9 protein-coding genes and 1 other RNA gene are annotated in these 15,115 nt (G+C 44.9%); all 10 read right to left on the reverse strand.

The window, feature by feature from the left end; all coding sequences use genetic code 11:
* Nucleotides 1-70: 70 nt before the first annotated feature.
* The 10 genes from Q0230_RS08520 to ffs all read right to left on the reverse strand — a co-directional run bounded on the left by Q0230_RS08520 (nt 71) and on the right by ffs (nt 14,938).
* The gene (locus tag Q0230_RS08520) at nt 71-3,082 is read right to left on the reverse strand and encodes an IPTL-CTERM sorting domain-containing protein (protein ID WP_298609487.1); all 3,012 of its coding nucleotides are present in this window, start codon (nt 3,080-3,082) and stop codon (nt 71-73) included.
* A 128-nt stretch (nt 3,083-3,210) separates the two neighbouring features.
* Nucleotides 3,211-4,689, reverse strand: coding sequence for a DUF11 domain-containing protein (locus Q0230_RS08525; RefSeq protein WP_298609488.1), 1,479 nt, complete (start codon nt 4,687-4,689; stop codon nt 3,211-3,213).
* A gap of 45 nt (nt 4,690-4,734) precedes the next feature.
* Nucleotides 4,735-8,538, reverse strand: a complete 3,804-nt coding sequence (locus Q0230_RS08530; protein WP_298609489.1) for an SdrD B-like domain-containing protein — start codon at nt 8,536-8,538, stop codon at nt 4,735-4,737.
* Between the two features lie 436 nt (nt 8,539-8,974).
* Nucleotides 8,975-9,901, reverse strand: a complete 927-nt coding sequence (locus Q0230_RS08535) for a hypothetical protein (protein ID WP_298609492.1) — start codon at nt 9,899-9,901, stop codon at nt 8,975-8,977.
* Nucleotide 9,902: 1 nt separating this feature from the next.
* On the reverse strand, nt 9,903-11,684 hold the full coding sequence (locus Q0230_RS08540; RefSeq protein ID WP_298609493.1) for a hypothetical protein: 1,782 nt from the start codon (nt 11,682-11,684) through the stop codon (nt 9,903-9,905).
* A gap of 68 nt (nt 11,685-11,752) precedes the next feature.
* Nucleotides 11,753-12,097: a histidine triad nucleotide-binding protein gene (locus Q0230_RS08545; RefSeq protein ID WP_298609495.1), complete on the reverse strand. Its 345-nt coding sequence runs from the start codon at nt 12,095-12,097 to the stop codon at nt 11,753-11,755.
* A complete protein-coding gene (recR, locus tag Q0230_RS08550) occupies nt 12,097-12,693 on the reverse strand; it encodes a recombination mediator RecR (protein WP_298609496.1) in 597 nt (198 codons plus the stop codon). Before recR ends, Q0230_RS08545 begins: the two co-directional genes overlap by 1 nt.
* Nucleotides 12,694-12,717: 24 nt before the next feature.
* Nucleotides 12,718-13,044 carry a YbaB/EbfC family nucleoid-associated protein gene (locus Q0230_RS08555; RefSeq protein WP_298609497.1) on the reverse strand — a complete coding sequence of 109 codons (327 nt, stop codon included), beginning with the start codon at nt 13,042-13,044 and terminating at the stop codon, nt 12,718-12,720.
* A gap of 43 nt (nt 13,045-13,087) precedes the next feature.
* A complete protein-coding gene (gene dnaX, locus Q0230_RS08560) occupies nt 13,088-14,809 on the reverse strand; it encodes a DNA polymerase III subunit gamma/tau (RefSeq protein WP_298609498.1) in 1,722 nt (573 codons plus the stop codon).
* 32 nt (nt 14,810-14,841) lie between these two features.
* An RNA gene (gene ffs / locus Q0230_RS08565) (signal recognition particle sRNA small type) lies at nt 14,842-14,938 on the reverse strand.
* Nucleotides 14,939-15,115: the final 177 nt, after the last annotated feature.

Here is a 15,115-nt window from a genome sequence, read left to right on the forward strand (position 1 = left end):
CTAAACCACGCTCCAACACAAAAGCCCAGCACAAGGCTGGGCTTTGAAGCTTAAAGTTAACCTTTAAGACTTAAGACTTGCGGCGTCTCCAGAAAGCTAAACTGGTTAGTAACATAGAGAGGATACCCAAGCCCCACTGACTTAAAGTAGGAATCTGCAAGCTTCCCTCAGGTGCAACGAAACCAAAACCAATGGTTAAGTTAGTCGATGGATCATTATCCCCATCATTCGTTGGCTCGCTACCCCAAGTTAACTTAATCGGTAAACTGCTGACAGTACCATCTGTTTTGGTAATACCATTGCTATCATTTAACACATTGTCATTAGGATCACTGCCGCCTTTGGTTAAGCTATAACCAGCAGGTGGCGTTACCTGCAGTACATAATCGCCTTCACGCAAATTACCGAAGAAGTAATCACCATTAGCGCCCGTAATTTGAGGGGCTACCACTTTGCCATAGATGTCGGTGACTGGCTTACCATTCACATCGACTAAACTCACTGTAGCTTTCGGTACGCCTGGTTCATTTGCATCTTGTTTACCATCATTGTTTAAGTCGATCCACAAGCGATTCCCCAAGCCCACAGAACGATAGAATCCACAGTCAATCGTGTTATTACTTAAGCCCGTTTTACCATCCAAACTCATAATCTTGAAGGATAAAGTTTGGAAACCACCTTCGACCGCTTTACAGTTACTATCTACATTCGAGGTATTGGTATCAGGATCAGCCCCACCGGGTGAGAGATGGTAACCCGCAGTAGGTTTCACATTAACGCTATAAGTACCTGGAACTAGATTAGTAAATTGATACTTACCATCCGCTCCCGTGGTAATACTGCTAACTGGCTTACCATTCACATCAGAAACCGCAGAAATACCATCTGCCCCTGTGAGGGTAACAACCGCACCAGTTAAGCCGGGTTCACCTGCATCTTGGACTCCATTAGCATTCTTATCTTCCCAAACGGTGTCACCGATACTCATGTTCGGATAGAAGCCGCAATCAGCGGTTAAGTTACCGTTAGTACCATCACCATCAATTAATAGATCAGGCTCAGTCCCTTCCGCTAAACTGAAGATTGGCGTTTTCGCAAGGCCTGTCTTATCCAAGACACAGTTACTATCAGAGTTGTTCGTATCGTCATCTACATCCAACCCACCTAGACTTAAGAAATAACCAGTAGGTTGCTTGACGGTCACTTGGTAATCACCCGCCGGTAGATGGGTAAATAAGTATTTACCATCCGCGCCCGTGATTTGTGCCACAACGTCTTTGCCGTCTAAGTCTTTAGCAATCGTCCCTGTTGCCGTTAAGAGATTGACCGTAGCCCCTGCTAAGCCTAATTCATCCGTATCACGAACGCCATCCGCATCACCATCCATCCAAATCAGATCACCTACACTGACTGAAGAAGGAGCAGCTTTTGGTGGTACTACCCCAAAGTCGACGGTTAAGTTCGAACGATTATCATCAGTACCCGCACCATCAGCACCCGCCGTACCGCTAGCAGTAGGAGATTCAGCCGTTGGTTCATTGTCGCCTAAGGAAACTAAATTCGAACATAAACCAGCTGTAGTAGTATCAGAGCCATTATCATTATTATCGATATTCAGATTAGCATCGGCCTCATTACCACCTGTGCTTGCGGTATAGCCTAACAACAAGGACTTAGCCGTAAAATTGGCAGCTGTTAAACAGACTTGGTAATCGCCAGCCGCTAAACCACTAAATAAATAGAAGCCATTGGCAGTGGTAGCCGTTTGGACAACAGCACCTTTACTATCACGCAACTCAATTTGCACGCCATCCATGACCGCTGCTTCACCAGTGTCACGCTTACCGTTATTCGCATTCGTTGAAACACCGGCACCGTCATCCACCCACACTTGGTTACCGATACTGTAAAGCGGCGTTTTTGACTGATAGAAACCACAATCAGCGGTCATATTGCCATTGGCATCATCGCCATCAGTCGTTGGCTCTGTACCAGCCGCCAAAGTAATGGGCAGCGTTTGTGCGCCACTATTATTAGCTACGCAGTTATTATCCGTATCACTTGTATCCGTATCTACATCAGCACCACCAGAAGTGACGACATAGCCTGCAGGTGGAGTAACCTTAACAATATAATCGCCTTCTGGCAGATTAGTGAATCGATAATCACCTGCTGCTGCAATCGTTTGAGCAGCCACCACTAAACCATCCAAGTCACGTGCTACAGTACCATCAGCTTTCATCAAGGTGACCACTGCACCCACTAGACCAAATTCACCTTTGGTTTGCTGGCCATCCTGATTACCATCTAACCAAATATAGTTACCTAAGCTGACTGGAGTTTTAACGGTTTTACCAATAGTAACTTTGTAATCCTCAACCTCACCATCAGCAGCCTCTCCTGTAATTCCATCATCGCCAGCCGTTGAACAACGGAAACGTGCATAGCTGTCTCCGATTACAGCAAAGGAAGGTACATCGACACTCAGTTTATTAGCACCCGCATTTAACTGTACATTCGTAAAGACCTTCTCAGCAGGCCCTGTCCAATTACCATCGCCATTCCAGTCAATCCATGCATTCAACTTACAAGTTGCACTAGCGGTTACATCGACCGCAACACCCGTCACACCAACATCCAAAGCCCCAATCGTAACCCCATCTTCATCATCACCTGCTGTACAAGCACCATACGCGGGGCTATCCACACTAAGATCATCTTGGGTTGCCATGCCACCCAAAGCGCCACCACCAGCCGCAACACCCGTGTCACTATCCACACAGCTCCCTAAAAATACACCCGTGCCCAACTGGTGGCGTGCACCATTATTTGCATTCAAAGATGGATATAGTGGATCAGGTGCATCCCCATAGTCGAAGGGAATCAATAATTTAATACAAGCTTCATCATCTTCGACTGGAGTACCTGTAAGGCGATTACCGGGAGTAGAGTCAATATCAGTACCATCTGCTTTAATGACTTGCGTACAGTTGGTAATAGTCTCACTCGCTTGTACACTGGAAAGCACAGCCAGCAAGCTGAGTATGGATATGCTTAAAGGGAACTTTGTTATTTTCATCATTAATGCCCTGGCACTTGTTGTAATTGATGTTCGTTAAACTGAGTAAAACAAAAAAATTAAATCAAAATAAAATTCACCTAAAAGCCGAAGCAGCTTGCTACTTCGGCCTAGTTTTAGTTAAAGAGTCCTTACTTTACCGTAGCATTAATGACTAGGGCTTTATTCGCACCATTATTCAGAGTACCCACAGTCCAAACACCTGTTGCCGTATCGAAAGCACCTGCTGAGTCATCACTCACATACGTTAAAGTGCTTGGTAATACGTCTGCAACTTTTACGTTAGTTGCATTATCTGGGCCTTTATTGGAAACAGTTAAGGTGTACTTAACAGTGTCACCATGACGTGCTGTTGATTTATCTAGAGTTTTTGTCAACTCAAGGTCAACCGTTGGAGCAACCGTGATTGCAGCAATATCATGATCGTCTTCATCACCAAAGGTATTGTCAGTCACATCATCCTTGATACCCTTTTCGTTTGCAGGATTAGTATCTGGTGTTGAGTCAATATCTGTCGCAACAGCACCTGTATCATCTTGGGCTGAACTAATCTCTGCAGCATTTTCTAAAGTACCCGCTGCTACTTTACTATCAACAATCAGCTTGATATCGACAGTTGTAGTTCCACCAGCAACTAATAAAGCCACTGTTGAGGTAGCTGTATTACCAGCACCTGCGGTCCAATTCTTATCTGTTGGATCTAAGGTCATACCGGCAGGGATGTAATCAATAATAGTAATACCCTTAGCATCTACAGTTCCTTGATTGAGAATCTCAATTGTGTAAGTGACTGTATCCCCTGCTTTAACCGTAGTTGCTTGACCTACTTTCGGTTTCTTAGTTAAGGCTAAGTCGAACTGTGGTTTAGCCACAAAACTAACTTTATAGTCTTCAACCTCACCATCGGTTGCTACACCTTTTGGAGTAGAAGCAGTCAAGGTGTCGGTACTTAAACGGCAACGAGCATAACTGCTACCTTTAGTTTTAGCAGTCGCAGTTGCTGGTACTTGTGGCATAACCACATCTAAAGCGGCCGCACTCGTACCAACCGGTACAGCCACTGCACCTGACTCTGAACCATCCGTTGCAAACTGACCATCACCGTTGTAGTCAATCCAGCACACTAAAGTCGCAGCTTTAGCCGTCGTATTGGTTGCATTTACACTTAAAGTCAGGGCTTGACCATCGGTTAAAGCTGGAATATTCACACCATCCTCATCCGTACTATCTAAAGCAGCATTAGGATCGGGTTGACCATCGGTTTCCTCGTCGATATTGGCACCTAACTTTAAGCCCGGGATGATTTCATGTTGAGCACCCCCACTAGCCGCTAAAGTACCATAAGTATCTGGGGCATCACCTAAGTCATAGACAGACTGTACAGTCAAAGCCACGCAAGCCTCGTCATCCTCTTTGGCATCCCCCACCAACATGGGGTTACTCCATACCGCATTATTAACCGTCGAATCACTATCACTCTCGGTCATCGCACTGACTTGCGCACAGTTAACGATCGAAGTACCAGCAGCCCAAGCAGAATCAGCTGCTGCTAAAACTCCAACTGCGCAAAAAGTCAGTAATAAGCGTTTAGATGGTTTTATTGTTTTCATAATTCTCATACCCTTGTTGTTATTAGCTTCCTAGTCACTTAAGGTTTATTTAATAGTGACCTTAATTAGTAATTGCTTCGTGCTAGCCCCTGCCACGTCGCCTAAAGTCCACACACCTGTTGTTGAATCATAAGTTCCATCGCCAGTTTGGCTCACATACTGTAATTGTGCTGGCAAGCTATCCTTAACATTCACATTCGTAGCTGCAGCGGTGGATTCATTCGTCAAACTTAAAGTGTATATCACGGTATCACCCCGCTTTTTAGTGGTGGTATCAACTGTTTTCATTAGCTTTAAGTCAGGTAAAGGGTCGGCACAAAAGACTTCAAGATCGCCCATACCTGCAGCCTTGCCAAAATATGGATTGTCAGCGGCTTGCTTATAAAGCTGCACTCCGCCTGTATGCTGAGTGGATTGCCCTCCCGTGCTATTGTCTAACCAAATAACCCCTCCAGACACAGAGTCAGCACTCGGATTCATTGCCGTGAGTGCAATCTCACCTGAACCCGCTTTAAAGGCTAAACCACCAAAACTAGTTTCTTGATGATAACCACCCTGAGTATTCCATTGGTTATAATCAAACATCTCTCCCCAATAGTACTCACCCCCATTAGGCCCCTGACCATTATCCTTGCCTTTAGTACTACCACTGACACAACTAGCATTATTTTCTAAAGCATAGACCCCATTATTATTACAAACTCGCAGAATATCCCCACTCGTTTGCCCCATAACCATACTGGTATCAGGATAATTAGGCGTGTAATTCCCCCCAGCTACTTGATGCCCCATTCGATCCATAAAACCTAGAATCATTGAGCCATCCATATCAAACTCAATGTCGGATAAGATGGGTTGAGGGTAAATAGCAAAGCTAGGATTAGTCGCTAAAGTTTGATAGCTGTTTAACCAAGGATGCCATTTTTCTGCCCCTGGGCCATTACCTACATTGCCTTTGGCATAATCTAAAGGTAAGTCGAAGGCATTACTAAAACTGCTACCATCAAAGACTTGTACATAAGCTTTTAAATCAGCAGCAGCTTGCGATTGCTCAGCAGAGCATACCGTGCCAATCCAAGCCTTACCTAAATGCAGCTTGAGTGCCCAAGGACGATAATCCCCTTGGCTACAACCTGGATTAGGAATGCTTATCTTCGCAACCACCGTATTATTAGTGAGATTGACTGCAACCAATTCACGCTGCTTAAGATTGATTGCCCACAGCGTATTACCATCAGCGCTCATATCGATGTCACCGATGGAAACCTTAGCAACCTCTGCAAAAGCGGCTTGATCCCAAGAAGGTTTAGTACCATCAATCGGTAATTCATTCGGATCATCAACTGATCCACTGCTAGCTACTCGTGGATCAAGGCCGACATCCACCCCATTAGCACTTAAATCAATTAATAAACTAGGTGTAGCAGTGGGCGACTGTGTATCCATTTGATAAATCGCACCTGGCCCATTGGGGCCAAAGCTAGCATGGCGCTTTAAAAAGGCTGAGGAGTAAATTTTCTTGCGCACTGAATCATAAGCTAGACCCCAAACAGCGCCCACCTCTCCAGCTTTGCCGCTACTAAATGGACTAGTTAAGATACCTGAGCTAGCATAATCAAAGGTCACTAAACTGTTATAGTTAGCACCTGTACTCCCAACTGCTTGACTATCCCCATTAATACTCACTGAAGTTGCTAAGCGCACATCACTCGCACAACTTAGTGCATTAGGCCCTGCCACTGCGTTATAAGTAATGACCGGTAGATAGCCGAAATCCAAACTATGATTATTAGCGCCGGCAGTTCCAACTGTAAAACTAATCACTCCAGCCGTGCTTGCATCAGAATCACGAAGATCAGTGAGTGGATTGTTATCATTAATACCGTCTTTGTTTGCTGCCGTAATACTCAAGCCATTTAAAGCTGTCTGGTTGGCTGCCACACTTAGAGTACAGCTATCGCCTGTATGCATAAAACTGGCATTCGTAGCCGTAGAGAATCCATACACGCCACCATTGGCGGTGGTGGTCGTTGCCGTCTTGGTACCACAGGTTAGAACTACATCAACCTTATCTAAGCCAGCTTCACCAGCATCTTGAATACCATCAGCATCTATATCTTTCCAAACTCGATTACCAACTTCGATAGGTGCTGGATCGGAAATGAGTTCGATATCCCCCAAACCATTGGTTTTTGCCATTGTATCGGGCGGGCCGGAAGGTGGGAAAGCTGATTGATAGATATAATAGCGTTGTACATCGCCGCCGGTTTGATTATCAAACCAGTAAACCCCACCCTCTTCTGAACTAGTTGGATCTATACCATTAGAAACCAAGCGCCCAGAGCCTGCCAAAAAGGCTAAACCGCCCAAGGCTGTTTCATTAAAACCATCTTTATTATTGGGTGATGAACTATCCCCCCAGTAATATTCATTATGTGTATAAACACTGCTCGGAATATTCGTGCTACACCCAGCTGTCGCATCTTGGATGTAACTTGTAGCTGAGCTACAGAAGCGCATGACATCACCTACGGCCGTATAGTGAGAGAGATCAGTATTCGCACAATCTAAACTATTATAATTTTCCGGACTCATTTGCATACTAGCACGATCAATAATCCCCACCATCAAAGAGCCATCGAGATCAAACTCAAGACTCCCGACCAAAGGCGTCACTTCCGCACTATTAGGCCGCGCACGTACCCAGGGAAAAGTCCAATTGCCACTAAAACGCCCTCGTTCAGTTTTAAAGTCAAAGGTATGCTCTAAAGCAAAACCCGCAGTGGGGTTTTGAGGGTCTAAGCGCAACACAAAGCCTAATAAATCAGCCTCTGTTCCATAAATCGCATCACAAACTGCCCCAACATAAACCATGCCGTGATGGTATTTCACTGCCCAAGGTCTGAGTTCCCCATTGCAGGTTAAACCGGCAGGCAAACTAATCGGATAACCACCTAAGACATCAGTAGCGGTAGGTGTTGTATTAGGATTAATATTTTGAATAGCATACAGCTTACGATCAGACATATTCACAAGCCATAACCGCTCGTGGTCATTGTCCATACTAATACCACCGATGCCGCTTTCACCTACCTTGAGCGCGGCCTGAATATCATGTGCAGGTTGCCCAGAAGCGTTCGCTACACTATTACAACTAGTGCCATCCCGCGGATCATCACCTGTAGGAATACCAATCGTTTTTACATCAATGTAATCGAGAGAACCTGTAGTAGGAGCAATAGGATCACTCATATCGATTTTATAGATACCGCCTGTGCCTAAAGGTCCTAACCCTGTATGCCGACGAATCACTGCAGAAACATAGGCGGTTTTTTTGCTACGCTGATAAGCCACTCCCCAAGTTGCGCCTGTTTGCCCAAAACTAGCCTTGATAGTAGGGATAGTGGTTTGTGAAGTAGAGGAATGACGAAAACTTAATACACTTTGTTGACTACTAAAGCTGGCAGCATCATAAGCCCCACCCATATATTGCGGTATTAACAGATAGGGATCAGCCGATGAGGTATAGTCTTCGGCATTCATTAAAGCCAAATTTGTGTTGCTAGCACCCTCTTGTACAAACTGCAAGGAGCTATGATTGACACCTTGTGGATATAGCCAAGGTTCAGCCCACGAAAACTCAAGCCGATACTCCTGCCCACCCGTTAGGCCAGTAAGATTATAAGCCCCATTTAGCGTGGAAGTAGTAGAGCCTGCTTGGGTGCCATTAGCATCAAAAGCTTTGATAGCAACCCCAGCGACACCCACTTCGTTAAAGCCAGCACTACTATCGAAACTACCATTCCCATTAAAATCACGAAATACCGTGCCACTAATATCAGCCTGCACCTCTGTAACCAGTATTAGGTAGGCTGCCAATATCGCATAGAATGTAGATAACAAACCCCAGCGCATGCTTAAACCTTTATTTTAAGTATTTTTGTTTTCTAGAATGCTTAGAAAACTTATTTATTAACCAGCACAGTCATCGTTAAAGTCTTGCTCGCCCCTACAAACTTATCACGCAGTGCCATCTAGGTTATTGGAACCGCACGCTACCGAGAGCGGACTAGGCATCAAAAATAAAAAACAAGATAGCTGCTTGAGCTTAGAAACCTTAAACATAGAAAACCTTATAAGCCCCTAATTATTATTTTTATAAATGACTAAACCAATAAAAGTCGAGATTGCCACAGCAGCCTTGATGCAAGACTAAGTTAATTTAATTCACAAACAATTAATATCATATTAACTTTGTGAACAAAGTTATTACAATAAATACCACTTATCTAGCTTGAGCCATTTCAGGTTGACTCCCTTGAAACAACCACTCGTCTCTATCTGCTTGATAATTAAACGTATAAGAGCGGCGCCTTAAATTATTTTCCGCCAACAACCGAAAACCAAACTCCAACTCCTTAACCTGTAAGGCATACGAGCTACCCGCTTTGGTAAAGACAAATCGGCGGGCACTAGTAGTATTACCATTCGGTAGAGTAGCTAGTGCGAATTCGTGGCGAGGCTGATTGATAAAGTGACCTTGTGCATCTAAGGGTAACGAGTAAACATCTGACGAACGCGCGGAACCAAAGTAAAGACGCTTATGGGGAACACCATTGAATACGCCGACCCCAATCGCATCCACTTGTTCAATTTGGTCAATGACTTGCTTAGTAGCCATATCAATTTGATACAAACGTCCTTGAGCTTGCTGTGGTGTAGAACCTGCTAAAGAACTAGCATAAAGGCTATGTGTATCACAGTCATAGAATAAGCCCATCACTCCAAATGGATTAACTGCTGAAGGCTGAGCAGCCTGTGGTAGCTCCAACCAAACCTGCATTTCGCCTGTTTGACTATCCACTCGATAAATACGGTTTTGTAACGCGGGTGGATTCTCAGCCAAACTCACTTCAGGTGTAGGCGCAAGATAAATATTACCTTGCTGGTCACGCGTGGTAGCTCCTACATGCCCCGCATCATCCCAAGTCGGATGTTGCCAAGTTTGCCCTGTTTGCGGCTGCACTAAACGTAAGCCCACATAACCCTGCTGCTGAGTATCAATGGCAACCTGAGTTCCCAAACCGGTATTTTTAATAAAGGCCGGCATAGCTCGACAGGTATCAACCATACCCGGAGTAAAGTTCCCCATATCGGGTTCAGAGCAAGCAGTCATCAAGACACAGCAATTCAATAGCATTAATCTCTTCATGCTACGGCCTCTTGATAGGTACAAACATGGGGCCTGACCAACAGGGCCAGACCTCAATATTTTGAATGCCTTCTTTAACCCGTGTATCTGCCCAACAATACTCACTCCCCGGATTACCATCATTTTTAATTTGCGGCACATACCACAACACTAAATCCTTATTAGCTAAAGACTCAGCTGGCTCAATAAACTGTTCAGGCCCTTGCTTATAATCAGTGTTGCAACAAGAACCTAAAGTCACCGTATCTTGTTCACCTTCCTCTGGTTTATACACACTCAGATAACTAAACGCATGATCACCACGTCCGCCATCCTTAAATTGCCCACGCCCCGGCTCTAGGTAATAGCCTTGTCCGTCTTTACTGGTAAAGCGATATTGATAACCGTCTGTAGTCAACTCAGCTTGATCTTGTAAACGCCATTGTTCTGTTTGTATACCTGACCAAGTATTATTCTTCCACTCCGCTACGGTATCTAAACCATCATTACCCGCCTCCAAGTCAATTCTTACCACAGGGCGATAAGTACCATCAGTACCACAACCACGCCCAAAATCAGCTTGTGCTACCCGAAAACGACCATCTTTGTAGAATTCAAAGCGCTGTACATAACGATAATTACAGGGTGTTGGCCACGGCGGCTGGCGAAAATCTTGTACCACGGCAAACCCAACAGTTTCACCTGCTTGCACAATAGGTTCTGTTTTTGGGCCATCATAAGCAATCACTACTGCGGAGCTAAATAAAGGGCAACCAATCGCATCACTATAGCCAAAGCCTTCTCGCGAGGAATAACTCACATGCCAGTCTAGCAATTTGACATTTTTCAGCACGAGCTTGTCTTGATAGCGCACATTCGCCAGTTGCAAACCATCCGAGCCTGTCATCACATAATCCATACTCCAAGCATCTTGCTTAAGTTGATTTACTTGCTCGCAGTATTTATGAAAAGTTGCCTCATTTTCTAAGCTACGCTCAGTGACAACGGTTCGTGGGCCGCTTGCACCTAAATCCGTCCAACGCGTACCAATGAGTTTACCTTCGGTCAAATCGACAATTGCCCAAAGCGCATCTTGCTCAAATACATAAGTAGGAGCGACACATAAATGATGCGAGCGCTCACACAGTGAATCATTCAAAGCAGTTTTAAATTCAGCCTTGCCTGCTTGCACTTTACCAGCTTGTTCAGCAAGCACAGCTTTCACTTCTGGCGCAGCATCAGCAATAGCCTTAGCTAGCTCTACCAAACGTGGTGGCAAATCCGGTTGCGCATAATGTTGACGACTGACCGCAAGCACCTTGTGCTGCTGTGGATCTACAAAGGCCAAAGTGGAGCTATTATCAAAATGACTATAAATCTCGACCCGATAGCATTGGCCTTGCGCACAAGTACCTGCATTACCGTTGAAATCGGCAGGTAACGCCGGACGCACTGACATGACTTCATTGCGCAATGCAGCTCCCGATTGTGGATCACGCAAATATTTTTGCACCTCTGAATGACTCACTGCTAGCTGTTGGGCTTGCTGTTTAACCGTATCGCTCAGCTCTTTATCCGTCAATAAAAGCACTGGAGGATTGGCTTGTAAGGCTGCTGCAACGCTCTGCTGATAAGCTTGCAAGGCTGCTAAAGGGACAGCGACTTCCGAGGCGTGCGCGAGTTGCGCTGAACCTTGATGTGTATCGGTTGAGGTAGGTAATTTCAGTATTTTTGCTTGATCATCACAAGCCGCTAAGCTTAAACCTAGCAACAGAGTGACTAGCCCCCTAGTCAAAAAACTCATAATAGCCCCTTTATTATCTGGAGCGGATTATATCGACTAGGCAGAGCTTAATAAACTAACAGATTGACCTAAGCGTGATCACGTGAGCTGTCATTGAAACCAGCCGTTAAATGCAAATGCATATGGAAAATAACTTGGCCGCCTTTTTCCCCACAGTTCATCAGCACACGATAGCCATCGCCATAACCTGCATCAGCAGCAATCTTTTTTGCTGCTAAAAACAAACGCCCAACTAATTCAGCATCGCTTTCTTCCAGCTCATTGATGGTAGCGATATGTTTGCGCGGGACGATTAGTACATGGAGCGGTGCTTTCGGGTAAAGATCGTGGAAAGCAATGACCTGCTCATCTTCATAGACTTTTTTTGAAGGGATTTCACCGTCACGAATCCGACAAAATAAACAAGCTGTCATTAGTATTTTCTCCGTCCTTCAAACGCATGTGACAAGGTGCCACTATCCACATATTCCAACTCACTACCCATCGGTACCCCATGAGCGATACGACTGGTCGCAATCTGACGTTTAGCTGCTAGCTCGCTAATGTAGTGTGCAGTGACCTCACCTTCAACTGTAGGATTAGTCGCTAGAATCAGCTCTTGTACACTACCCTCATCCATACGTTGCTCTAAAATATCTAAGCCAATATCCTCAGGGCCGACTCCATCTAAAGGCGACAATCTGCCGCCCAAGACAAAATAGTAGCCACGATAAGCCGTTGCTTGCTCAATCGCCACTACATCAGAAGGATGTTCAACTACACATAATAAGCGGTTATCCCTTGCAGTATTGCTACAAAGGCGACAAACAGCTTGCTCAGTTAAAGTCCGACAACGTTGGCAATGCTGAATATGTTGCATAGCCGCTGACATCACACTGGCTAAACGTTCACCACCCTGACGATCATGTTCTAATAAATGGAAGGCCATACGCTGCGCAGTGCGCGAGCCTACACCAGGTAAACATCGCAAGGCATCAACCAATTCTTTGAGCAAGGAAGATTCGGACATTCAACATCCTAGGCCATCAGCCAGTTAGAAAGGCAGTTTAAAACCAGCAGGTAATTGCATTCCTGCCGTAGCATCAGTCATGCGTTCGCGGGTAGCTACTTCCAAACGTTGTATTGCATCATTGAAAGCTGCTGTGATTAAATCTTCAAGCATATCTTTATCATCAGCCAACAAAGACGGGTCAATTGTAATCCGCTTGCACGCATGGCTACCCGTAATCACTACAGCGACTAAACCGCCACCTGCTTGACCCGTTACCTCCAGTTGAGCAATCTCTTGCTGGGCGCGCTGCATATTTTCCTGCATTTTCTGCGCTTGCTTCATCAGATTGCCAATGCCACCTTTCATCATAATTTTATCCTCATTTCTTTCATTAATTGGATGGTATTTTACCCTATTTTTGCTCAGGCGTATGTGGACGAATAGAACCCGTCACAATACTTGCGCCAAAACGCTCTTTTAACTGCATAACAATTGGATCTTGCTCAATCGCTTGTTCAGCTTCTGCCTGCCGCTCTTGTGTGACGCGCAAACGCCGCTTTTCGGGCGTATCTGCCAACTCAGGCACTAACTCTAAACTCAAATTAATTTCTTGACCTAAAGCAGTGGCTAAAGCTACAGCAATTTGTTCTTCTGCACGGCTGGTTTGCAAATTACTCGCACTACTATCCAGCCATAAGCGCACCTGGTTACCTTCGATTTCTTTAATCAAACAGTGCTCTGCTAATTGTTGAGCCATACCAGTCAAACTCAAACCTGGTAAGAGAGTATGCCAATCATTAGGAATAGCCTGTGACTCTGGCTGAGCCAGCTCAATTACCCTCAGCAAAGTGTCATTGTCAGAAGCTTTAGGCTCTGACTTTAGGCTAGGGGTTACCGATGGTACAACTAAACTGACTGAAGGTGTGTGAACGGGTACTTTTGGTTCAGGAATTGCTTTAGGCACTTCTACAGATAGGCTGACTGGGACTGTAGCTTGTTGAATATTACTCTGTGACTCAGGTGCTGAAGAAATTAGTTTTTTTTTTGCTGTTGGTGATGTTTTACCATCATCCAAACGAAAGGCTAGCATACGCAAGAGCATCATTTCAAAGCCCATGCGTGGATCAGGATTTAAAGGTAAATCCCGTTTGCCATATAAAGCCATTTGGTAAAAAAGCTGTAAGTCAGCAGATGAAAAGAGGTCTGTAGGCAACTCTGCTGGATTTTCTATCGATTGCGGCACTAGTTGAGCGACTGCTAACTGATGTAATAAAGCAATTAGGCTATCAGTTGCGGTATTAAAATCAGTGGTGACCTGTGCCATCTGCTCAATAGCAGCTAATAAAGCTACTGCATCATTAGTTGCCAAAGCCTCTAATAATTTATGCAGATGCTCGCTAGGCAAAAGACCCAACATATCTTGTACTGAGGTATCACTGATTTGCCCACCGCCGCTGACAATCGCCTGATCAGTTAAGCTCAAGGCATCGCGCATCGAACCATCTGCTGCTTTAGCTAAGATCTTTAGTGAGGATGGTGTAAAAGCAATCTGCTCCTCAGTTAGCACATGCGCTAGATGCGAGCTAATCATCTCTAAAGGCATACGCTTGAGATTAAATTGCAGACAGCGTGACAAGACTGTAACAGGTAGCTTTTGTGGATCTGTGGTTGCTAATAAGAATTTAACGTGAGGTGGTGGCTCTTCAAGGGTCTTTAATAAAGCATTAAAGCTATGCCCAGAAAGCATATGTACTTCATCAATCAAATAGATTTTATAGCGACCGCGTGTAGGTGCATATTGGACGTTATCGAGTAGATCGCGGGTATCTTCGACTTTAGTACGAGAAGCCGCATCTACTTCTAATAAATCGACATGACGACCTTCGGCTATTTCGATACAACTATTGCAAACGCCACAGGGCGTAGCACTGACACCAACTTGACAATTCAGGCACTTAGCAAAAATTCGCGCAATCGTAGTTTTACCAACACCTCGAGTGCCAGTAAATAAATAGGCATGATGTAAGCGATTGGCTTCAAGTGCAGTAAGCAAGGCACGTAGGACGTGAGTTTGGCCAACCATCTGCTGGAAGTTTTGCGGCCGCCATTTTCGCGCTAGTACCTGATAGCTCATGGAGTTTTCTAGTTTATTAGATTGGAGGCAACCTGTACCAGCCACATCCCGGCACCCGAATCAACTGCTACCGCTGCTTCCTTCCGGACCTGACGGGGTTCACAATCTATCGTCGCGAGAGAACCAATACAGGCCACCATTGCGAAGAGGAACGAATTATGACTAAAAAATGTTTGATGAACAAGTTTATTCACCATTTTTAGACGTATATCTGACGAGCGGAAATTAGCCAGTTCGTTTTAGAATCGACAAATAAAAAAGCCTTCCACGTTTAGTGGAAGGCTTTGAATGGGAGCTTGGCATTGA

Source organism: uncultured Thiothrix sp., assembly GCF_937876535.1.
Classification (GTDB): Bacteria; Pseudomonadota; Gammaproteobacteria; order Thiotrichales; family Thiotrichaceae; genus Thiolinea.

What these genes read in the sequence shown, in the direction of transcription:
- Q0230_RS08520 (WP_298609487.1), bottom strand. Translation starts at nt 3,082, where the DNA reads ATGATGAAAATAACAAAGTTCCCTTTAAGCATATCCATACTCAGCTTG.
- Q0230_RS08525 (WP_298609488.1), bottom strand. Translation starts at nt 4,689, where the DNA reads ATGAAAACAATAAAACCATCTAAACGCTTATTACTGACTTTTTGCGCA.
- Q0230_RS08535 (WP_298609492.1), bottom strand. Translation starts at nt 9,901, where the DNA reads ATGAAGAGATTAATGCTATTGAATTGCTGTGTCTTGATGACTGCTTGC.
- Q0230_RS08540 (WP_298609493.1), bottom strand. Translation starts at nt 11,684, where the DNA reads ATGAGTTTTTTGACTAGGGGGCTAGTCACTCTGTTGCTAGGTTTAAGC.
- Q0230_RS08545 (WP_298609495.1), bottom strand. Translation starts at nt 12,097, where the DNA reads ATGACAGCTTGTTTATTTTGTCGGATTCGTGACGGTGAAATCCCTTCA.
- recR (WP_298609496.1), bottom strand. Translation starts at nt 12,693, where the DNA reads ATGTCCGAATCTTCCTTGCTCAAAGAATTGGTTGATGCCTTGCGATGT.
- Q0230_RS08555 (WP_298609497.1), bottom strand. Translation starts at nt 13,044, where the DNA reads ATGATGAAAGGTGGCATTGGCAATCTGATGAAGCAAGCGCAGAAAATG.
- dnaX (WP_298609498.1), bottom strand. Translation starts at nt 14,809, where the DNA reads ATGAGCTATCAGGTACTAGCGCGAAAATGGCGGCCGCAAAACTTCCAG.